Here is a 20,536-nt window from a genome sequence, read left to right as displayed (position 1 = left end):
CCCGGTCCCTGATTACCTGTTTGTTGTGAGGATGATACTATGAGCCAATATGTTATCAAGGGCGTCAACGGCCCTGTTGTCACCGTCGTCGGCGGCCAGGGGCTTGCCATGATGGACATGGTGCACGTGGGTAATGAGGGTCTGATTGGCGAGGTCGTAGGCGTGAGCGGCGGCGTGACCACCGTGCAGGTCTACGAGGACACCGCCGGTCTGGCCCCCGGTCAGCCCGTCACCACCACCGGCGCGCCCATGTCCGTCAAGCTGGGCCCCGGCCTGCTGAGCAATATCTTCGACGGCATTGCCCGCCCCCTGAACGTGATTCAGGACAAGGCCGGCCCCTTCATCACCCGCGGCATCAACATCTCCGCCCTGGATGAGGAGAAGCTGTGGGACACCACCATCACCGTCAAGGTGGGCGACGCCATCCGTCCCGGCACTCAGTACGCCTACTGCCAGGAGACCTCCCTCATCCAGCACCGCTGCCTGGCCCCCGCCGGCGTGGAGGGCAAGGTGACCCGGGTCCTGCCCAACGGCAGCTACAACGTCAACGAGGTCCTGGTGGAGGTCACCAACCTGTACGGCAAGGTGTTCAAGCTCTGCCTGTCCCAGGACTGCCGCATCCGTACCCCCCGGCCCATGGCCGAGCGTCTGCCCATCTCCCGCCCGCTGATCACCGGTCAGCGGATCATCGACACCCTCTTCCCCATCGGCAAGGGCGGCGCCGCCGCCATCCCCGGCCCCTTCGGCGCCGGCAAGACCATGACCCAGCACCAGCTGGCCAAGTGGTCTGACGCCGACATCATCGTCTACCTGGGCTGCGGCGAGCGCGGCAACGAGATGACCCAGGCCCTGGAGGAGTTCTCCGAGCTGCTGGACCCCAAGAGCCACCAGCCCCTGATGAACCGCACCATCCTGATCGCCAACACGTCCAACATGCCTGTGGCCGCCCGTGAGGCCTCCGTCTACACCGGCATGACCATCGCCGAGTACTACCGCGATATGGGCTACCACGTGGCCCTGATGGCCGACTCCACCTCCCGTTGGGCCGAGGCTCTGCGTGAGATCTCCGGCCGTCTGGAAGAGATGCCCGCCGAGGAGGGCTTCCCCGCCTACCTGGCCTCCCGTCTGGCCGAGTTCTACGAGCGCGCCGGCTACGTGAAGACCCTGGAGGGCAAAGAGGGCAGCGTCACCGTCATCGGCGCCGTCTCCCCCCAGGGCGGCGACTTCTCCGAGCCCGTCACCCAGAACACCAAGCGTTACGTCCGTACCTTCTGGGGCCTGGACCGCGCTCTGGCCTACGCCCGTCACTTCCCCTCCATCAACTGGCTGACCTCCTACTCGGAGTACACCACCGATCTGAAGCCCTGGTATGACGCCAACGTGGGCACCGACTTTGTCCCCTGCCGCAACAAGATCGCCAACCTCCTCCAGGAGGAGGCCTCCCTGATGGAGATCGTCAAGCTGATCGGCGCGGACGTGCTGCCCGAGGACCAGAAGCTGGTCATTGAGACCGCCAAGCTCATCCGCGTGGGCTTCCTGCAGCAGAACTCCTATAACCCCATCGATACTTACGTCCCCCTGGATAAGCAGCTGAAGATGATGCAGGTCATCCTGCGCCTGTACGACGGCGCCAAGGCCCTCATCGCCCGCTCCATCCCCCTCTCTCAGCTCAAGGCCACCGGCATTTTCGAAACCCTGGCCAAGATCAAGTACGAAGTCACCAACGACCAGATGGAGAAGTTCGCCGACTATGAGAAGCAGGTGGACGAGGCCCTGGACAAGGTGGACAAAGCCAACCGCTGAGACGAGATTTTTGAGGTGATTTTATGCGCATGGAATACATCGGCCTGTCCGAGCTGTCCGGTTCTCTGATCGCCCTCCAGGGCGTGGAGGACGTGGCCTACGACGAGATGGCCGAAATCACCCTGGAGAACGGCGAGCGCCGCTACGGCCGTGTCATCACGGTTGACGGCGACAAGGCCATCCTCCAGGTCTTCGAGGGCACCAAGGGTATCTCCCTGGAAAATGCCCGCACCCACTTCACCGGCAAGCCCATGGATATCGCCCTCTCCCACGAGATGCTGGGCCGTATCTTCGACGGCGCCGGCCGGCCCATTGACGGCCTGGGTGAGATCTACCCCGAGCAGCGCCGGAACATCAACGGCTCTGCCATCAACCCGGTGTCCCGCCAGTACCCCCGCTCCTGCATCTACACCGGTATCTCCGCCATTGACGGCTGCTCCACGCTGATCCGCGGCCAGAAGCTGCCCATCTTCTCCGGCGCCGGCATGAAGCACAACGAGCTGGCGGCTCAGATCGTCCGCCAGGCCCGCGTCGGCGACCAGGACGGCGACTTCGCCATCGTGTTCGCCGCCATGGGCGTCAAGAACGACACCGCCGAGTTCTTCCGCCGCAACTTTGAGGAGGCCGGCGCCCTCCAGCGGGTGGTCATGTTCATGAACCTGGCCTCCGACCCCATCATCGAGCGTATCCTGACCCCCCGCTGCGCCCTCACCGCCGCTGAGTATCTGGCCTTTGATCTGGGCTACCACGTGCTGGTCATCATGACTGATATGACCTCCTACTGCGAGGCCGTCCGTGAGTTCTCCTCCTCCAAGGGCGAGATTCCCTCCCGTAAGGGCTTCCCCTCCTACCTGTACTCCGACCTGGCCTCCCTCTACGAGCGCGCCGGCATGATCAAGGGCCGCCCCGGTTCCGTGACCCAGGTGCCCGTCCTGACCATGCCCAACGACGATATCACCCACCCCATCCCCGACCTGACCGGCTACATCACCGAGGGCCAGATCGTGCTGGACCGTGATATGGACCAGAAGGGCGTCTATCCCCCCATCTCCATCCTGCCCTCCCTGTCCCGTCTGATGAAGGACGGCATCGGCAAGGGCTTCACCCGTGACGACCACCCCGACGTGTCCAACCAGCTCTTCGCGTCCTACTCCAAGGTGCAGGACGCCCGGAGCCTGGCCAGCGTTATCGGTGAGGATGAGCTGTCCGAAATCGACAAGAAGTACCTGGAGTTCGGCAAGGCCTTCGAGGCCCTGTTCATCAACCAGGACATGGGCGACAACCGGACCATCGACCAGACCCTGGACCTGGGCTGGAAGCTGCTGAGCATCCTGCCCAAGAGCGAGCTGGATCGTATGAGCAGCGCCACCATCGAGGCCCACTATGTGGAGGGCGCCTACAAGACCATCCTGCACCCCGAATCCGCCGGCGGAGACGGGAAGCTCAACTAACCTGAGAGGAGGCCCGTAAATGGCCGCTGTCTTACCAACCAAAGGCAACCTGATGGCCACCAAGCGCTCCCGCGCACTGGCTCAGACGGGCTATGAGCTGATGGACCGGAAGCGGAACATCCTCATCCGGGAGATGATGTCCCTGATGGAGACCGCCAAGCAGGTCCAGGACCAGATCGACACCGTCTTCACCGAGGCCTATGCCTCCCTCCAGACCGCCAACATCAAGCTGGGCATCTGCGACCGGATCGCCGAGGCCGTTGACGTGGACGAGAGCCTGGAGGTGCAGTACCGCTCGGTCATGGGCGTGGAGCTGCCCCATATCCCCGACCGGTCCGCTCCGGTCCGGCCCGAGTACGGCTTTGCCTCCACCAGTTCCGAGCTGGACGAGTGCTACCTCAAGTTCCACCAGGTGAAGGAGCTGGTGCGCCAGCTGGCAGAGGTGGAGACCTCCATCTACCGCCTGGCCACCGCCATCAAGAAAACCCAGAAGCGTGCCAACGCCCTGAAGAACATCGTCATTCCCGGCTTCAACAACACCATCCGCTTCATCACCGAAGCGCTGGAGGAGAAGGAGCGGGAGGAGTTCACCCGTCTGAAGGTCATCAAGTCCTTCCAGACCAAGAAGCGTTCCCGCACAAGCGCCTGATCAAATACCGCCGCTGGACAGCAGTCCGGCGGCGGTATTTTTTATCTATTTTATTTTTAATATATTTCATATTGACTTTCATAAAATTAAAGTTTATATTAATATTATGAAAGTCACAGAGAGGAGGTTCTGTCCATGTCCATTGACCGGGTTCCGGGCTGGATGGCCGAACTGGAGGAGGAGGACGCGGCCTTTATCCGCAACTTTCTCCTGTGCTCCGGCTCCCTCAAGGATATCGCCAGGCAGTACGGCGTGTCCTACCCCACTGTCCGCCTCCGGCTGGACCGGCTGATCCAGAAGATCAAGCTCAGCGAGGAGGCCGACCAGGACCCCTATGTGGCGCTGATCAAACGCCTGGCCGTCAATGAGAAGCTGGACTTCGACACGGCAAAGCTCCTGATTCAGGAGTACCGCAGGCAGAAGAAGGAGTGAATTGTATGTCCACTATTCTGGCTATCGTTCTGTTTCTAGGTGCGCTTCTCGTCTATATCTGTATTTTGGGCCTGGTGCAGTATCTGCTCTGCCGGCTGACACCCCCCTGGCCCGGCCTGATTCTGCCCGTTCTCTCCGGCCTATCCGCCCTGGCTGCCGGAGCTTATCTCTTCCTCTTCGCGATTGCTCACACCCGGCTGGGAATGCTCATCTTATCCCTGGTGGTACTCGCGCTTCTCCTTCCCACTGTGATATTTATCATCATCTACCGCATCACCCGCCGCCGCTTCCGTCAGCAGGATGAGGTGGAGCGCATGAATCTCCAGGACCTGTGACCCACATATAACAGCCGCCCGCTGTCTTTCGGACAGCGGGCGGCTGTTTCTTCGCTCAATAGGTCCTGGTGCAGATTTCCCTGATCTTAGCCTGGAGGGACTTCAGGTCCTCAAAGGCGGCGGGACGCCAGCCAGGGTTGCGCAGCAGGGCCGCCGGGTGGTACATGGCGGTCATGTGCACCCCCGCCTTTTCCACCCACTGGCCGTGCTCCTTGGTGATCTTGAAGTCCTCCTTGATCAGCTTCATGGCGGCGATCCGGCCCAGGCACACGATGATCTTGGGCCGGATGATGGCCACCTGGTTGCGCAGATAGCCGATGCAGGCCTCCTGCTCCACGTTGAGGGGGTCCCGGTTCTGGGGCGGACGGCACTTGACCATGTTGGTAATGTAGATCTTGCTCCGGTCCAGATCGATGATCTCCAGCATGTCGTCCAGCAGCTTGCCGGCCCGGCCCACAAAGGGCTCTCCCTTCAGGTCCTCCTGTTCGCCGGGTCCCTCGCCGATGAACATGACCTCGGCGTTGGGATTGCCCGCGCCGAACACCACGTTGTGGCGGGTCTCAGCCAGGGCGCACTTCCGGCAGGCCATACACTCGGCCTGGAGCCCTTCCCAGTTCTTCATGCCTTCTCCTCCCTGTTCTCCGTTGCGTAGACTTCCTTGGCGTAGCGGACGGTGGCCATGGCGTCCCTGGCGTAGCGGTCGGCGCCAATGCTGGCGGCGTACTCCTCGGTGAGCACCGCGCCGCCCACCACCACCTTGACGCCGCTGCCGCTCTCCCGCAGGGCCCTGATGGTCTCCTCCATGCTGACCACCGTGGTGGTCATGAGGGCGCTCAGGCCCACCAGACGGACACCGGGTGCGGCGGCCGCCTCCACGATCGTCTCCGGGGCCACGTCCTTGCCCAGGTCCACCACTTCAAAGCCGTAATTCTCCAGCAGGACCTTGACGATGTTCTTGCCGATGTCGTGGATATCCCCCTTGACGGTGGCCAGCACCACCTTGCCCTGCTTCTCCTGGGGCTGGCTGGCCATGGCGGCCTTGACCACCTCGAAGGCCGCCTTGGCCGCCTCGGCGCTCATGAGCAGCTGGGGCAGGAAGAGGATCTTTTTCTCAAAGTCCTGGCCCACCTTGTCCAGGGCGGGGATCAGAGCGGTGTTGACCAGCTCCAGGGGCTCCACGCCCTTTTCCAGGTTCCTGCGGGCGGCCCGGGCCGCCTCCTCCTGCATGCCCCGCATCACACACTCCTCCAGGGACAGGCTGGCCGCGGCGGCAGGGGTGGCAGCGGAGGCCGCGGTCTGGCCGCTGTACGCCTCGATATAGCCGCCGCACTGGCTGTCCAGCCCGGCCAGGGCGCAGTAGGACCGCCAGGCTCCCATCATACCCTCGGCCAGAGGGTTGATGATGGCGCAGGACAGCCCGGCCTCCAGGGCCATGGCAAAGAAATTGGCGTTGATGATGTCCCGCCGGGGCAGGCCGAAGGACACGTTGGACACGCCCAAAATGGTGTGTCCCCCCAGCTCGTCCCGCACCCGCCGGAGAGTCTCCAGGGTGACCACCGCCGCCTTGGGCTCGGAGGAGACCGTGAGGGTCAGGCCGTCGATCACGATGTCCTCCGGCGGGATGCCGTACTCCGCTGCGGTGTCGTAGATCTTCCGGGCCACTGCCAGGCGGCCCTCGGCAGTCTCGGGGATGCCGCCCTCGTCCAGGGCCAGGCCCACCACCACGCCGCCGTACTTGCGCACCAGGGGGAACACCGCCGCCATGCTCTCCGCCTTGCCGCTGACCGAGTTGATCATGGGCTTGCCGTTGTAGCGGCGCATGGCACGGGCCATGGCCTGGGTGTCAGAGGTGTCGATCTGCAGGGGCAGGGGGATGACGCTCTGGAGGGCGCACACCGCCTCCTCCAGCATGGCGGGCTCGTCGATCTCGGGCAGGCCCACGTTCACGTCCAGGATGTGGGCCCCGGCCTCCTCCTGGGCGAACCCTTCATTCAGGATATACTCCAGGTCATGGTTCCGCAGGGCCTCCTTGAAGCGCTTCTTGCCGGTGGGATTGATGCGCTCGCCGATGATGACGGGCATGGGGCCGATCTCCACCGCCCGGGAGAAGGAGGACACCACAGTCCGCCGCTTCCGCTCCGGCGGGGTGACGGGGATGTCCCGGCAGGCGGCGGTGAGGGCGCGGATGTGGTCGGGGGTAGTGCCGCAGCAGCCGCCCAGGCCCCACACGCCCAGCTTTGCAATGCGCTCCATAACGGCGGCGAACCGCTCCGGGTCCACGTCGAACACGGTCCTGTCCCCCTCCCGCCGGGGCAGGCCGGCGTTGGGGTTGACCACCACGGGCACGGACGCCAGCTTCACCAGCTCCTCGGCCAGGGGGAGCATCTGCTCCGGACCCATGCCGCAGTTGACGCCCAGGGCGTCCACCCGCAGGCCCTCCAGCAGGGCCACGGTGGAGGCGATAGTGCCGCCGGTGAGCATCTTGCCGTTCTCGTCGTACACCGTGGTCACCACCACGGGCAGGTCGCTGTTCTCCTTGGCGGCCAGCACGGCCGCCTTGGCCTCGTAGCCGTCGCTCATGGTCTCGATGAGCACCAGGTCGGCCCCGGCCTGGGCGCCCACCCGGACCACTCTGGCGAAGAGTGACACCGCGTCCTCAAAGTCCAGGTCCCCCATGGGGCGCAGCAGCCGCCCGGTGGGGCCCATGTCCAGGGCGATGTAGGCGTCGGCCTCACGGCCCGCCTCCGCCCTGGCACGCTTGGCGTTGTCCACGGCCGCCCGGATGATCTCCTCCAGGTCCCATTCTCCGCCGTCGGGGAACTTCAGGGCGTTGGCCCCGAAGGTGTTGGTGCAGATGACGTGGCTTCCCGCGTCCAGATAGGCCCTGTGCACGGCCTGAATCCGTTCGGGATAGCGCAGGTTCCAGGTCTCGGGCAGCTCGCCGCCCTTCAGGCCCTGGGCCTGCAGCAGAGTGCCGGTGCCACCGTCAAAAAAGAGGCGCTCCCGCCCCAGTTTCTCCAAAAAACTCATACATCCTCCTGTTATCTGCGAAAGGCGCAGTCGGTCTTGTCACAGGCCTCGCAGCCCTGCCGGTGGCAGGGCGCCGCCTGACGGGACATGCCGATCACCGCGGTGACCGACTTCATGGGGGCCAGCAGCATCTGCTCTGTCACGGTCAGGCCGATCCTGGCCGGGGTCTGGAGCAAAGTTGTGATGTCGCGCTGGTGGGCGATGGAGAAGTCCCCGTAGCCGGGGCTGAACCGGGGCCGGAGATACCAGCCCTCCTCCTCCGCCTTACGGCGCAGCTCCTCGCAGGCGCTGTCGCAGCATACCTCGATGAGGGAGGCCGCCGCGGCCTGGAGGATCACCGCCTCGCTCATCCGCACGGCGGTAGCCCTGGCGATGAGCCGGTCGGCCTCCACCCCCAGGGTGGCGGCGAAGAAGATCACCCGCTCACAGCCCTTCAGGTTGCGGGACAGGCTTTTGCTCTCCACCCGGACCTCCCCCAGCTCCAGCGCCCCGTCGGGCAGGTGAGCGAGGGGGAACGCCCGGCTCACCCACCGGGGGGTGACCGCCTGTTCCAGCCGCTTGGCGCAGGCGCGGATGGTCTGCTCCATGGCGCTGTCCGGCGGTGTGTCCCTCCGGTAGCCTAAGTACCGGCAGATCTCGCTGTAGTCCGCCTCCAGGGTCACTTCAGGACCTCCGACAGGCTGGCCTGAATGCCGGCGGCGATCTCCGGCTTGTTCATGGAGTAGATGTGGATGTGGTTGACGCCGTTGGCGATCAGGTCGATGATCTGTCCGGCGGCGTAGGCCACGCCGGCCTGGCGCATGGCCGCCGGATTGTCCCCGAACTTGTCCACAATGGCCTTGAACTTTTCTGGCAGATAGGTGCCGGACAGCTTGCAGATGCGGGTCATCTGCTTGCCGTTGGTCACGGGCATGATGCCCGCCACCACGGGCACGGTGATGCCCTTCTCCCGGATGCGGTAGAGGAAGTTGTAGAGGATGTTGTTGTCAAAGAACATCTGGGTGGTGAGGAACTCACAGCCCGCCTCCACCTTGGCCTTCAGATGGTCGATATCGCTGGCCTTGGTGGGGGATTCGGGGTGCCCCTCGGGGTAGCAGGCGCCGCCCACGCAGAAGTCTCCGCTGGCCTTGATCTCCCGCACCAGCTCGGCGGCGTAGTGGTAGTCGTGGGCCGGGGCGCCGCCGGCGGGGATGTCCCCCCGCAGGGCCAGCACGTTGCTGATGCCGCTCTCCTTCAGCTTGCCCAGCACTTCATGGACATGCTCCCGGGTGGAGGAGGCGCAGGTCAGGTGGGCCAGAGGCTCCACGCCGTACCTGTCCCGGATGCCCGCGGCGATGCCCACGGTGTAGTCGCTGGTGCCGCCGCCGGCGCCGTAGGTGACGCTCATAAAGTCGGGCCTGAGGGCCGCGATCTCCTGGGTGGCCTTTGCCACCGACTCGTAGGAGTCGCTGGTCTTGGGGGGGAAGACCTCGAAGGACAGGGTGACCTTGTCCTGGTTGAGAATGTCAATGATTTTCATGTCTGGGTTCTCTCCTTTGGATGTGCCTCAGCGCCAGGGGCCGGCGGTCCCGGCGGCGGCCGATTCAATGCTGTCCATTATAGCACACTTCATCGGTAAAGTTCACCTTTTTTCTTTCATGGGAAATTTTTGAAAAAAATAACCGTTGACAAATGTCCGTCCATGGGCGTATAATGCCTCCAACATCACAAAGGCGACGAGAAAGACCGCCCCTCGGGCATCCGACAGAGAACGCGGGCCACCGACTGAGAGCCCGCCCCGGAGAGAAGAGAAGGCGCAACACTTTTGAGCCGGCGTGCCGAGCCTCCGCTGGAGGGGTAGGTCCGCCCGTTCCCCTCCGCGTTAAGGAGTATAAGAGGTCGCGTCAATGGGGACGCCGCAACTTTGGGTGGTACCGCGGAATAGGTCTATTTCGCCCCGAAACTGCTTTGGCAGTCTCGGGGCTTTTTTCGTTTTCCACGGTGGAAATTTTTAACTTTTATTTTTTCAGAAGGATGTGAACGGTCATGATCACAGCGACAGCTCTTACCGCAGTCAAGCAGCCCGCGATCCGCGACATTATCGGAGGTGCCCTGGAGAATCAGGCCGTCTCCGTCCGGGGCATGGTCCACTCCCTGCGGGACATGGGAGGCCTCACCTTCCTGCTCCTGCGCAAGGGGGACGGGGTGCTCCAGTGCGTGTGCCCGCCGGAGGTGGACCTGGACGGCGTCACCGAGGAGTGCGCCGTGGAGGTGCTGGGCACGGTGCACCAGGAGGAGCGGGCCCCCGGCGGGGCCGAGCTGGCCGCGGCGGCGGTGCGGGTGCTCTCCCGGCCCGCAGCTGCCATGCCGGTGCCGGTGTCCAAGCGGAAGCTGAACCTGACGCTGGACGCCCGCCTCTCCCTCCGCCCCGCCGTGCTGCGCAGCCTGCGGGAGCGCAGCGTGTTCCGCATCCAGGCGGGCATCTCCCGGGCTTTTCGGGAGTACCTCCAGAGCCAGGATTTTACCGAGATCCACACCCCCAAGATCGTCCACGCCGGGGCCGAGGGCGGCAGCAACATCTTCCGCCTGGACTACTTCGGCCGCAAGGCCTTCCTCACCCAGTCCCCCCAGTTCTACAAGCAGACCATGGTGCCCGTCTTTGAGCGGGTGTTCGAGGTGGCCCCCGTGTTCCGGGCGGAGAAGCACAGCACCACCCGCCACCTGAACGAGTACACCTCCATGGACTTCGAGATGGGGTATATCGACAGCTTCTACGACATCATCGCCGTGGAGACCGGCTTCCTCCGCTACTGCTTCCGCCTGCTGGGCGAAGAGTATGCCGACGACCTGGCCCGGCTGGGGGTGACCCTGCCCGAGATGAAGGACGTCCCCTGCGTCCGGTTCGACGAGGCCAAGCGGCTGGCGGCGGAGAAGTACGGCTACGCCATCCGCAACCCCTACGACCTGGAGCCCGAGGAGGAGCACGCCATCGGCCGGTACGCCAAGGAGGTGTGGGGCAGCGACCTGGTCTTTGTCACCCACTACCCGGCTAAAAAGCGGCCCTTCTACGCCATGGACGACCCGGAGGACCCCAAGTACACCCTGTCCTTCGACCTGCTCTTCCGGGGCATGGAGGTGACCACCGGCGGCCAGCGCATCCACGACTACCATCAGCAGGTGGCCAAGATGGAGCGGCTGGGCATGCACCCGGAGGAGTTCGAGTCCTACCTCATGCTCCACAAGTACGGCGCGCCCCCCCACGGCGGCCTGGGCATCGGCCTGGAGCGGCTGACCATGCAGCTGTGCGGCCTGGACAACGTGCGCCTGGCCACCCTCTTCCCCCGGGACCGCACCCGGCTGGAACCGTAAAGGGCGATTGATTTTCTGCCGAAAATCTCTGTCCCGCGATACCCCTCCGCTCTGTGAGGGGATCGGACGAAAGGATGCTGTTGCTATGAAAATTACCGAAGAGCTGGTGGACTACGTCTCCACCCTGTCCCGGCTCCGCCTGCCCCAGGAGGAGAAGGCCAAAATGGCCGGCGAGCTGGAACAGATCGTCACCTATATGGACACCCTCAACACCCTGGACACCGACGGCGTGGAGCCCATGAGCCACATCTTCCCCCTGAAGAACGTGCTCCGTGCCGACACGGTGGTCCCCTCTGCGGACCGTGAGGTCCTGCTGTCCGGCGCGCCGGACAGCGACGGGGAGACCTTCCGGGTCCCCAGGGCTGTGGAATAAGGAGGGTTTATCGTGAAAGAACTGCTGGAACTGAGCGCCCTGGAGCTGGGCGCGGCCATCCGGACGGGGGACGTGTCCATCGCCGAGGCCACCCAGACCGCCCTGGACGTGATGGCGGAGCGGGAGCCCGCCCTCAACTGCTTCATCACCGCCACCGGCGAGCAGGCCATGGCCCGCGCCCAGGCCCTCCAGGCCGGGGTGAAGGAGGCGAAAAGCCCCCTGTACGGCGTGCCCATGGCCTTCAAGGACAACATCTGCACCAAGGGCGTCAAGACCTGCTGCGCCTCCAAGATCCTGGGCGACTTCGCGCCCCCCTACGACGCCGCCGTGGTGGACCGGATGACGGAGGCGGGCGCCGTCTCCCTGGGCAAGCTGAACATGGATGAGTTCGCCATGGGCTCCACCACTGAGACCTCCTTCTGCGGCCCCACCCACAACCCCTGGGACACCGCCCATGTGCCCGGCGGCTCCTCCGGCGGCGCGGCGGCGGCGGTGGCCGCCCGGGAGTGCTGGTTCGCTCTGGGGTCGGACACCGGCGGCTCCATCCGCCAGCCCGCCTCCTTCTGCGGCGTCACCGGCATCAAGCCCACCTACGGCACGGTCAGCCGGTACGGCCTCATCGCCTACGCCTCCTCCCTGGACCAGATCGGCCCCATCGCCCGCACCGCCGCCGACTGCGCCGCCGTGCTGGACGTGATCCAGGGCAGGGACAGGCGGGACGCCACCTCCCTGGACGCCCCCGCCGGCAGCCTGCTCTCCGGCCTGACCGGGGACATCCGTGGCATGAAGATCGGCCTGCCCGCCGACTGCTTCGGCGAGGGCCTGGAGCCCCAGGTGGCCGCCGCCGTCAAGGAGGCCTCCGCCGTGCTGGAGGCCAGAGGCGCCAGGGTGGAGACCTTCTCCTTCCCTCTGATGAAGTATATGGTGCCCACCTACTATATCATCGCCTGCGCCGAGGCCAGCAGCAACCTGTCCCGGTACGACGGCGTGAAGTACGGCTGGCGGGCGGCGGAGTATGAGGACCTGACCGACCTCTACTGCCGCACCCGCACCGAGGGCTTCGGCTCTGAGGTGAAGCGGCGCATCCTGCTGGGCACCTTCGTCCTCTCGTCCGGCTACTACGACGCCTACTATAAAAAGGCCCTCCAGGTCAAGGCCCTCATCAAGGAGGCCTATGACAGGGCCTTTGAGCAGTACGACCTGCTGCTCACCCCCGTCTCCCCCACCACCGCCCCCAAGCTGGGGGAGAGCCTCAGCGACCCGCTGAAGATGTACCTGAGCGATATCTACACCGTGCCCGTCAACCTGGCGGGTCTGCCGGGGCTGTCCATGCCCTGCGGCTTTGACGGCGGCCTGCCCATCGGCGCCCAGCTCATCGGCCCGGCCCTGGGGGAGGCGGCGGTGCTCAACGCCGCCCATGCCTTCCAGCTGGACACCGACTGGCATAAGCGTTTCCCCTCATCCGGCCCTGAGGGCCACCTTCCCCCCAAGGGGAAGGCAGATCAGGAAGGGGTGATTTGAATGACCTGGGAAACTGTGATCGGTCTGGAGACCCACGTGGAGCTGGCCACCGAGACCAAGATCTTCTGCTCCTGCACCACCGCCTTCGGCGGCGCGCCCAACACCCACTGCTGCCCGGTGTGCACCGGTATGCCGGGCACCCTGCCCGTGCTCAACGAGAAGGTGCTGGAGTTCGCCGTCCGGGCCGGACTGGCCCTCAACTGCGCCATCACCCGCAAGAGCCACTTTGACCGGAAAAACTACTTCTACCCCGACCTGCCCAAGGCCTACCAGATCTCCCAGCTCTACCTGCCCATCTGCCGGGACGGCGCGGTGGACATCGGCGGCGGCAAGACCATCGGCATCCACGAGCTGCACATGGAGGAGGACGCGGGCAAGCTGATCCACGACCCCTGGACCGACCAGACCTGCTGCGACTACAACCGCTGCGGCGTGCCCCTGATCGAGATCGTCACCGAGCCCGACTTCCACACCGCCGATGAGGTCATCGCCTACCTGGAGCAGCTGCGCTCCACCCTCCAGTACCTGGGCGTGTCCGACTGCAAGATGCAGGAGGGCTCCCTCCGCTGCGACGTGAACCTGTCGGTGCGCCCCGCCGGCTCCACCGAGCTGGGCACCCGCACCGAGATGAAGAACCTCAACTCCTTCAAGGCCATTTCCCGGGCCATCCAGTACGAGAGCCGGCGGCAGATTGAGCTGCTGGAGGAGGGCAAGCGGGTGATCCAGGAGACCCGCCGGTGGGATGAGAACAAGGACGCCACCTACGCCATGCGCTCCAAGGAGAACGCCCAGGACTACCGCTACTTCCCCGACCCCGACCTGCCCCCGGTGGAGCTGTCGGAGGCGTATCTGGAGCATCTGCGCTCCGCACAGCCCGAGCTGGCTCCGGCCAGAATGGAGCGGTATCAGCGCCAGTTTGGCCTGCCCGCCTACGACACCGAGATGCTCACCTCCCAAAAGGCCCTGTCCGACTTCTTTGAGGCCGTGGTGGCCCTGGGCGCCCCCGCCAAGCAGGCGTCCAACTGGATCATGGGCGAGGTGCTGCGGGCCCTGTCCGCCCGGAGCATGGAGGCGGCGGACATGCCCCTCTCCCCCGCCACCCTGGCCCGGCTCATCGCCCTGGTGGCCGAGGGCAAGCTCAACCGCAACACCGCCGTCACCGTCTTTGAGGCGGTGTTCGACAGCGACGGCGACGTGGACGCCTACGTGGCGGACCACGGCCTGGAGCAGATCCGGGACGACAGCCTGGTGGAGGCCGCCGTGGACAAGGCCTTTGCCGACAACCCCAAGTCGGTGGAGGACTACCGCTCCGGCAAGGAGAAGGCCTTCGGCTTCCTGGTGGGCCAGGTCATGCGCCAGCTTAGGGGCAAGGCCGACCCCAAGGCCGTCAACGAGGCGGTCCGCCGCAAGCTGACGGAACAGTGACAGCACAAAAAAGTACCGCCGGGCAGCTGCCCGACGGTACTTTTTTGAAGAAATCAGCCCAGCGTGTTCAGGTAGTTGATGATACCCTGGGCGATGCCCTGGGCCAGCTTGTCCTGATAGGAGCTGGTGTTGAGCTTCATCAGCTCGTCGTGGTTGGTCATAAAGCCGGTCTCCACCAGCACGGCGCACATGTCGGTCTCCCGCAGGACCACGAAGTCCGCCGAGGCGATGTTCCGGTTCTTGGCGCCGGTGGCCTGGCAGGCCGGGGTCTGGATGGCCTGGGCCAGCCGCTTGCCCCGTCCGCTGGAGGGGTGGTAGTAGGTGATGAGGCCGTTGACCGACGGGTCGTCAAAGGCATTGGCGTGGATGGAGACAAAGATATCCGCGTCCACGCTGTTGGCGATGTCCGCCCGCTCGTACAATCCCACATACACGTCGGTGGAGCGGGTCATGACCACGTTGTACCCCGCCGCCTTCAGCAGAGCGGCCAGCTTCAGGGAGATGGGCAGGGTCAGGTCCTTCTCCAGGATGCCCTCGTACACCGCGCCGCTGCTGGTGCCGCCGTGGCCCGGGTCGATGACCACGGTCCGGCGGGACGGGTCGATGGGGTTGGACGGGTTCACCGGGTCGGTGGGCTCCTCCGCCGGGGTATCCGGCACCTGGGGCGCCTCCTCCTGGGGCCGGAAGGCCGTGATGAGGATACCGTCGTCCTGCTGCTCGATGGTCAGGTTCTTCTCCCGGGTGACGCCGTCGGCCAGGGTCAGCTCCACCCGCACCACGTGGTCATACCCCTCGTACAAATCGGAGCCGTGCTGGGCGTAGCGGACCGTGGCGATAAAGTCGTTGTCCACCGGGATGGTGCCGGGGAACCCCGCCGACAGCTCCGCGCCCAGGACGTCCAGGGTCACCTTGCCGCTGCCGTCGGTGACCCGGTACTCCAGCTTCCGGTCCGTCTCAATGAACACGGTCTGGCGGTCATAGTCGGCCTGGATGCGGGTGATGTAGGCCGTGTCGTTCTCCCCGCTGATGATGATGGCGGTAAAGGTCTCCTGGTCCCAGTCCACCTGGGCGCCCAGCTGCTCGGACACGAACCGCAGAGGCACCATGGTCCGCTCCACCCCCTGGCACTTCACCACACAGGCGGGCACGCCGTCGGGCAGGGGCTCCACCTTGCCGTTGACCACCGCGTTGGCCGAGCCCAGGGTGAGCACGATGGTGTCCACCCCCTTGCGCAGGATGACCTGGTTGCTCCCCTGAGGCCAGAGCACCGTGGCCCCCAGAGCCTCGGCCACCGTGCGGATGGGCACCATGGTGCGCCCGCCCAGCGCCAGGCCGGGCACGTCGCCCGTCAGGTCGATGACCGTCCCGTCCAGGCTGATGTTCACCTTCTCCGCCTGCTGGGGCTCGTAGCGCCCCGCGGACTCGTTATGTACCTCGATATTCAGCAGCCCGTTGGGCCCCGCCGCCTGGACCGGCAGGAAGGATACCAGCAGGGCCAGCATCAGCAGAAATGCAGCCGCTCTCTTTGTCTGTCTCATGGGGAACTCCTTATCCTCTGTAAACCTATCTCATTCCGGGCCTCAGGGGCACCGGCACACGTTCCCTATTATTCTACCGAATCCCCTTCTGTCCGTCAATGGATTTGGGTCAAAAAGGTTGACATAAATTTTTACATTTTTTATATGTCCTGACGGCGTCCCGGGGAAATCCGCATTTTCCCACCCCTGCCGCTTGCACTTTCCCCGCCGCTTTGGTATGATAATATTTATTGAATCAGCGAACTGATGTCACACAAGTTCTCGGTTCTCTGCCTGCAAAACCATTTCAAAATCCACAAGATATTGGAGGTACGTCCATGAGCATCAAACTGACTCTCTCCGGCGTCTACTATCGGGACGGCGGCTTCCTCTCCGAGGCCGAGGGTGCGGCCGCCGGCCTGCCCGCGCCTCAGCTGGCCAAATCCGGCACTATGGCCTATCACATCCTCAAGGCCCACAACACCGCCGGCAACATGGCCGAACTGAAGCTGAAATTCGACGCCATGGCCTCCCATGATATCACCTACGTGGGCATCATCCAGACCGCCCGCGCCTCCGGCATGAAGGAGTTCCCCCTGCCCTACGTACTCACCAACTGCCACAACTCCCTGTGCGCCGTGGGCGGCACCATCAATGAGGACGACCACGTGTTCGGCCTGTCCGCCGCCAAGAAGTACGGCGGCGAGTTCGTCCCCGCCCACCAGGCCGTCATCCACTCCTACATGCGGGAGCGGTACGCCGCCCCCGGCCGGATGATCCTGGGCTCCGACTCCCACACCCGCTACGGCGCCTACGGCTGCATGGCCATCGGCGAGGGCGGCCCCGAGCTGGCCCGCCAGCTGCTGTGCAAGACCTACGATATCGCCTACCCCAGGGTCATCGCCATCCACCTCACCGGCGCGCCCCGCCCCGGCGTGGGCCCCCAGGACGTGGCCCTGGCCCTCATCGGCGCCACCTTCAAGATCGGCGCGGTGAAGAACGCGGTGATGGAGTTCTTCGGCCCCGGCGTGAAGAACCTGTCCATGGACTACCGCTGCGGCATCGACGTAATGACCACCGAGACCGCCTGCCTATCCTCCGTGTGGAGCACTGACGAGACCGTGAAGGAATACCTGGGCATCCTGGGCCGGGGCGACGCCTACCAGGCCCAGGCCCCTGCCGACGGCGCCTGGTACGACGGCGTCATCGAGGTGGACCTGTCCGCCATGGAGCCCATGATCGCCCTGCCCTTCCACCCCTCCAACGCCTTCACCATCAAGGAGTTCAAGGCCAACATGGCCGACCTGCTCCACCAGGTGGAGGAGGACGCGGTGCGCCAGCTGGAACTGAAGAACGGCGCGCCCTCCCTCACCAAGAAGATCCAGGACGGCCAGTTCCACGTGGACCAGGGCGTCATCGCCGGCTGCTCCGGCGGCACCTACCAGAACCTGGTCCGGGCCGCCCAGATCCTCAAGGGCCACGCCATCGGCTCCGACGCCTTCTGGCTCTCCTGCTACCCCGGCTCCATGCCCATCAACCTGGAGCTGACCAAGCAGGGCTACATCGCCGACCTGATGGCCGCCGGCGCGTCCATCCGCTCTTGCTTCTGCGGCCCCTGCTTCGGCGCAGGCGACGTGCCCGCCAACGGCGCCTTCTCCATCCGCCACTCCACCCGCAACTTCCCCAACCGGGAGGGCTCTAAGCCCGCCGACGGCCAGGTAGCCTACGTGGCCCTGATGGACGCCCGCTCCATCGCGGCCACCGCCCTCAACGGCGGCGTGCTCACCGCCGCCACCGAGCTGCCCGACGTGCCCGCTGATCCCGCCAACGAGCCCTACCACTACGACGACTCCGCCTACAAGGCCCGGGTGTACTTCGGCGTGGGCCATCCCCAGCCCGAGACCGAGCTGGTCTTTGGCCCCAACATCGCCGACTGGCCCGAGCAGATCCCCATGCCGGAAAACCTGCTCCTCACCGCCGCCGCCGCTATCTATGACCCGGTGACCACCACCGACGAGCTCATCCCCTCCGGCGAGACCTCCTCCTACCGCTCCAACCCCATCAAGCTCTCCCAGTTCGCCCTGAGCCGCAAGGACCCCCAGTACGTCCCCCGTGCCAAGGCGGTCCAGGAGGTGGAGCTGCTGCGGCGGAAGAACCCGGAGGACGCCGCCGTTGTGGAGGCCCTGGGCGGCCGGGACGGCCGCACCACCGGCCTGGGCACCTTTGTCATGGCCCTCAAGCCCGGCGACGGCTCCGCCCGGGAGCAGGCCGCCTCCTGCCAGCGCGTGCTGGGCGGCTGCGCCAACCTGGCCGCTGAGTACGCCACCAAGCGCTACCGCTCCAACGTGGTCAACTGGGGCATGCTGCCCTTTGTGGCCGACGATGTGAAGGACTGGAACGTCCAGCCCGGAGACAAGCTGTGGCTGCCCGGCATCCGGAAGGTGCTGGAGTCTATGGACGAGACCGTGGAGGCCACCCTCATCCAGAACGGCCAGGAGCGCACCGTCACCCTCCGCCTGCCCGGCATGACCCGCGAGGAGCGGGATATCGTGCTGGCGGGCTGCCTGATCAACTACTATGCCAAGTAAATAAAGCAAAAGCGCGAGGCCCCGCCGGTACCGGCGGGGCCCCTCGTTTTATGGTCATCTCCTGCTCAGCTTTTTCAGCCGACAAAAAAGGGATTGTAAAGGCGGAAACTATCTCTCAATTCCAAGAACATCGTAGTATTCATCACTGTATTGGACTTTGCTGTCATCAAACTCTGACTGCAATGACTTTACATATTCAAAGGGATTTTCCATGGGCGTAAGGCTCAACTCATGGGCCAGAAAGGACATCAGCTCTCTCTGCTCCGGTGTCTGCGCTTCTCTTTCGCTCTGTAAGTGCTGCTCAAACTGCTGTTTATTCATCCATACAATCTGTTCAACCGGATTGGCGGAACCGCATGCCAGAATCAGCCGCATAAAATCCTTAAAGTCTGCTGCAAGGGGATAGACATTTTTATCCGCACAACTCTCGGGATTTGACGCAAAGACCATATCCCCATATTCAGGCAGGAAACAATACAATATGCAGCCTTCAAAGCCAATCACTCTGGCATTCACAGGGTAGCAGAAATAGGGCTCTGCGCGTTCCTCATATGCAAGAGAAATCAGTCTGCCGTCTATGTTCAGCGCTCTGTATTTTGAAAACAGGTCCATCCCTATCATCCTCATAGATTTTCCCTATTGCGTGAATCCCCCTCCCGCGCTGTGTGCAGGAGGGGGATTTTCTCAGTTTCAGTTTACACGCCGGCCAGGGCCTTCTCCACGTCGGCCAGGATGTCGGCGGGGTCCTCGATGCCCACGGACAGGCGCACCAGGTCGGGAGACACACCGGCGGCAGCCAGCTCGGCGTCGTTCATCTGCCGGTGGGTGGTGGAGGCGGGGTGGAGCACGCAGGTCTTGGCGTCGGCCACGTGGGTGGCGATGGAGGCCAGCTCCAGCCCGGCCATGAACTTGGAGGCCGCCGCGCGGCCGCCCTTCACGCCGAAGGACACCACGCCGCAGGTACCATTGGGCATGTACTTGGCGGCCATGGCGTGGTACTGGTCCCCCTCCAGGCCGGGGTACTTGACCCATGCCACCTTCTCGTGGCCCTGGAGATACTGGGCCACGGCCAGAGCGTTGGAGCAGTGCTGCTTCATCCGCAGGGGCAGGGTCTCCAGGCCGATGTTCAGGTAATAGCAGTTCTGGGGAGAGGGGATGGAGCCGAAGTCCCGCATGAGCTGGGCGGTGGCCTTGGTGATGTAGGCGCCCTCCTTGCCGAACTTCTCGGCGTAGGTGATGCCGTGGTAGCTCTCGTCGGGGGTGGTCAGGCCGGGGAACTTGTCGGCGTGGGCCATCCAGTCGAACTTGCCCGAGTCCACAATGGCGCCGCCCACCGCGTTGGCGTGGCCGTCCATGTACTTGGTGGTGGAGTGGGTGACGATGTCGGCGCCCCACTCAAAGGGGCGGCAGTTCACAGGGGTGGGGAAGGTGTTGTCCACAATGAGGGGCACGCCGTGGGCGTGGGCCGCCTTGGCGAACTTCTCGATGTCCAGCACGGTGAGGGCGGGGTTGGCGATGGTCTCGCCGAACACAGCCTTGGTGTTGGGCTTGAAGGCGGCCTCCAGCTCCTCCTCGGAGCAGTCCGGGTCCACAAAGGTGAACTCCACGCCCATCCGCTTCATGGTGACGGCGAAGAGATTGAAGGTGCCGCCGTAGATGGCGGAGGAGGCCACCACGTGGTCGCCGCAGGAGGCGATGTTGAACACCGCGTAGAAGTTGGCCGCCTGGCCGGAGGAGGTGAGCATGGCCGCCGTGCCGCCCTCCAGGGCGCAGATCTTGGCCGCCACGTGGTCGTTGGTGGGGTTCTGGAGGCGGGTATAGAAGTAGCCGCTGGCCTCCAGATCAAAGAGGGCGCCCATCTGCTCGCCGGTGGCGTACCGGAAGGTGGTGGACTGGATAATGGGAATATTCCGGGGCTCGCCGTTTCCGGGGCGATATCCGGCGTGGATGCAGTTGGTGCTCATACGGTAGTCACTCATGGTCATGCTCTCCTTTTTCTTGGGTAAGCCGTCTGTCCGGCGGCGGGCCTGGTTCCCGGCCCTGCGTTGGCATTTTGTAACAGGA

General features: G+C 64.5%; 17 protein-coding genes. 10 read left to right on the top strand and 7 right to left on the bottom strand.

Annotated elements, in window-relative coordinates; translation table 11 throughout:
* The first annotated feature begins 39 nt into the window (after positions 1-39).
* From Q0K23_RS04160 to Q0K23_RS04140, 5 genes are all read left to right on the top strand, one after another.
* On the top strand, positions 40-1,803 hold the full coding sequence (locus tag Q0K23_RS04160; protein WP_294518188.1) for a V-type ATP synthase subunit A: 1,764 nt from the start codon (positions 40-42) through the stop codon (positions 1,801-1,803).
* Between the two features lie 23 nt (positions 1,804-1,826).
* A complete protein-coding gene (locus Q0K23_RS04155) occupies positions 1,827-3,254 on the top strand; it encodes a V-type ATP synthase subunit B (RefSeq protein ID WP_294518186.1) in 1,428 nt (475 codons plus the stop codon).
* 19 nt (positions 3,255-3,273) lie between these two features.
* Entirely contained in the window at positions 3,274-3,903 is a 630-nt protein-coding gene (locus Q0K23_RS04150; protein WP_294518184.1) for a V-type ATP synthase subunit D, read from the top strand.
* Positions 3,904-4,038: 135 nt separating this feature from the next.
* The gene (locus Q0K23_RS04145) at positions 4,039-4,335 is read left to right on the top strand and encodes a DUF2089 family protein (protein ID WP_294518182.1); all 297 of its coding nucleotides are present in this window, start codon (positions 4,039-4,041) and stop codon (positions 4,333-4,335) included.
* A 5-nt stretch (positions 4,336-4,340) separates the two neighbouring features.
* Positions 4,341-4,670 (top strand): hypothetical protein, encoded by a 330-nt coding sequence (locus tag Q0K23_RS04140; RefSeq protein WP_294518180.1) that lies wholly within the window; start codon positions 4,341-4,343, stop codon positions 4,668-4,670.
* 55 nt (positions 4,671-4,725) lie between these two features.
* Here Q0K23_RS04140 and Q0K23_RS04135 read toward each other — a convergent pair whose 3' ends face one another.
* From Q0K23_RS04135 to metF, 4 genes are read right to left on the bottom strand one after another with little or no spacing between them, the layout of a single operon-like run.
* Complete coding sequence (locus tag Q0K23_RS04135; protein WP_294518178.1) at positions 4,726-5,292, bottom strand: uracil-DNA glycosylase family protein; 567 nt, start codon at positions 5,290-5,292, stop codon at positions 4,726-4,728.
* Positions 5,289-7,700, bottom strand: a complete 2,412-nt coding sequence (locus Q0K23_RS04130; protein WP_294518176.1) for a homocysteine S-methyltransferase family protein — start codon at positions 7,698-7,700, stop codon at positions 5,289-5,291. Before Q0K23_RS04130 ends, Q0K23_RS04135 begins: the two co-directional genes overlap by 4 nt.
* 11 nt (positions 7,701-7,711) lie before the next feature.
* On the bottom strand, positions 7,712-8,362 hold the full coding sequence (locus Q0K23_RS04125) for a vitamin B12 dependent-methionine synthase activation domain-containing protein (RefSeq protein ID WP_294518174.1): 651 nt from the start codon (positions 8,360-8,362) through the stop codon (positions 7,712-7,714).
* Positions 8,359-9,219 carry a methylenetetrahydrofolate reductase [NAD(P)H] gene (gene metF / locus Q0K23_RS04120; protein ID WP_294518171.1) on the bottom strand — a complete coding sequence of 287 codons (861 nt, stop codon included), beginning with the start codon at positions 9,217-9,219 and terminating at the stop codon, positions 8,359-8,361. Before metF ends, Q0K23_RS04125 begins: the two co-directional genes overlap by 4 nt.
* A 506-nt stretch (positions 9,220-9,725) precedes the next feature.
* Here metF and aspS point away from each other — a divergent pair.
* The 4 genes from aspS to gatB all read left to right on the top strand — a co-directional run bounded on the left by aspS (position 9,726) and on the right by gatB (position 14,367).
* Positions 9,726-11,048: an aspartate--tRNA(Asn) ligase gene (gene aspS / locus Q0K23_RS04115; protein ID WP_294518169.1), complete on the top strand. Its 1,323-nt coding sequence runs from the start codon at positions 9,726-9,728 to the stop codon at positions 11,046-11,048.
* Positions 11,049-11,133: 85 nt separating this feature from the next.
* Complete coding sequence (gatC, locus tag Q0K23_RS04110; RefSeq protein WP_294518167.1) at positions 11,134-11,421, top strand: Asp-tRNA(Asn)/Glu-tRNA(Gln) amidotransferase subunit GatC; 288 nt, start codon at positions 11,134-11,136, stop codon at positions 11,419-11,421.
* Between the two features lie 12 nt (positions 11,422-11,433).
* Positions 11,434-12,942, top strand: a complete 1,509-nt coding sequence (gene gatA / locus Q0K23_RS04105; protein ID WP_294518164.1) for an Asp-tRNA(Asn)/Glu-tRNA(Gln) amidotransferase subunit GatA — start codon at positions 11,434-11,436, stop codon at positions 12,940-12,942.
* Positions 12,943-14,367, top strand: coding sequence for an Asp-tRNA(Asn)/Glu-tRNA(Gln) amidotransferase subunit GatB (gene gatB / locus Q0K23_RS04100; RefSeq protein ID WP_294518162.1), 1,425 nt, complete (start codon positions 12,943-12,945; stop codon positions 14,365-14,367).
* A gap of 53 nt (positions 14,368-14,420) precedes the next feature.
* Here the strand turns inward: gatB and Q0K23_RS04095 are convergent, their stop codons facing one another.
* Entirely contained in the window at positions 14,421-15,905 is a 1,485-nt protein-coding gene (locus Q0K23_RS04095; protein ID WP_294518160.1) for an N-acetylmuramoyl-L-alanine amidase, read from the bottom strand.
* 317 nt (positions 15,906-16,222) lie between these two features.
* On the opposite strand from Q0K23_RS04095, the gene Q0K23_RS04090 reads away from it, so the two are divergent.
* The gene (locus Q0K23_RS04090; protein ID WP_294518158.1) at positions 16,223-18,472 is read left to right on the top strand and encodes a hydratase; all 2,250 of its coding nucleotides are present in this window, start codon (positions 16,223-16,225) and stop codon (positions 18,470-18,472) included.
* Positions 18,473-18,580: 108 nt separating this feature from the next.
* On the opposite strand, the gene Q0K23_RS04085 is transcribed toward Q0K23_RS04090, so the two are convergent.
* Both Q0K23_RS04085 and Q0K23_RS04080 read right to left on the bottom strand, forming a co-directional pair.
* Entirely contained in the window at positions 18,581-19,084 is a 504-nt protein-coding gene (locus tag Q0K23_RS04085) for a hypothetical protein (RefSeq protein ID WP_294518156.1), read from the bottom strand.
* A gap of 83 nt (positions 19,085-19,167) precedes the next feature.
* Entirely contained in the window at positions 19,168-20,451 is a 1,284-nt protein-coding gene (locus tag Q0K23_RS04080; RefSeq protein WP_294518154.1) for an O-acetylhomoserine aminocarboxypropyltransferase/cysteine synthase family protein, read from the bottom strand.
* Between the last annotated feature and the right edge of the window lie 85 nt (positions 20,452-20,536).

Source organism: uncultured Pseudoflavonifractor sp., assembly GCF_944387275.1.
Taxonomy (GTDB): domain Bacteria; phylum Bacillota; class Clostridia; order Oscillospirales; family Oscillospiraceae; genus Pseudoflavonifractor; species Pseudoflavonifractor intestinihominis.
The sequence above is the reverse complement of the archived record's forward strand: the minus strand, read 5'-3'. Positions and strand labels throughout refer to the sequence as shown.

Excerpts from the sequence above, each read along its gene's own strand:
- Q0K23_RS04160 (WP_294518188.1), top strand. The coding sequence starts at position 40 with ATGAGCCAATATGTTATCAAGGGCGTCAACGGCCCTGTTGTCACCGTC.
- Q0K23_RS04155 (WP_294518186.1), top strand. The coding sequence starts at position 1,827 with ATGCGCATGGAATACATCGGCCTGTCCGAGCTGTCCGGTTCTCTGATC.
- Q0K23_RS04150 (WP_294518184.1), top strand. The coding sequence starts at position 3,274 with ATGGCCGCTGTCTTACCAACCAAAGGCAACCTGATGGCCACCAAGCGC.
- Q0K23_RS04145 (WP_294518182.1), top strand. The coding sequence starts at position 4,039 with ATGTCCATTGACCGGGTTCCGGGCTGGATGGCCGAACTGGAGGAGGAG.
- Q0K23_RS04140 (WP_294518180.1), top strand. The coding sequence starts at position 4,341 with ATGTCCACTATTCTGGCTATCGTTCTGTTTCTAGGTGCGCTTCTCGTC.
- Q0K23_RS04135 (WP_294518178.1), bottom strand. The coding sequence starts at position 5,292 with ATGAAGAACTGGGAAGGGCTCCAGGCCGAGTGTATGGCCTGCCGGAAG.
- Q0K23_RS04130 (WP_294518176.1), bottom strand. The coding sequence starts at position 7,700 with ATGAGTTTTTTGGAGAAACTGGGGCGGGAGCGCCTCTTTTTTGACGGT.
- metF (WP_294518171.1), bottom strand. The coding sequence starts at position 9,219 with ATGAAAATCATTGACATTCTCAACCAGGACAAGGTCACCCTGTCCTTC.
- aspS (WP_294518169.1), top strand. The coding sequence starts at position 9,726 with ATGATCACAGCGACAGCTCTTACCGCAGTCAAGCAGCCCGCGATCCGC.
- gatC (WP_294518167.1), top strand. The coding sequence starts at position 11,134 with ATGAAAATTACCGAAGAGCTGGTGGACTACGTCTCCACCCTGTCCCGG.
- gatB (WP_294518162.1), top strand. The coding sequence starts at position 12,943 with ATGACCTGGGAAACTGTGATCGGTCTGGAGACCCACGTGGAGCTGGCC.
- Q0K23_RS04095 (WP_294518160.1), bottom strand. The coding sequence starts at position 15,905 with ATGAGACAGACAAAGAGAGCGGCTGCATTTCTGCTGATGCTGGCCCTG.
- Q0K23_RS04090 (WP_294518158.1), top strand. The coding sequence starts at position 16,223 with ATGAGCATCAAACTGACTCTCTCCGGCGTCTACTATCGGGACGGCGGC.
- Q0K23_RS04085 (WP_294518156.1), bottom strand. The coding sequence starts at position 19,084 with ATGGACCTGTTTTCAAAATACAGAGCGCTGAACATAGACGGCAGACTG.
- Q0K23_RS04080 (WP_294518154.1), bottom strand. The coding sequence starts at position 20,451 with ATGAGTGACTACCGTATGAGCACCAACTGCATCCACGCCGGATATCGC.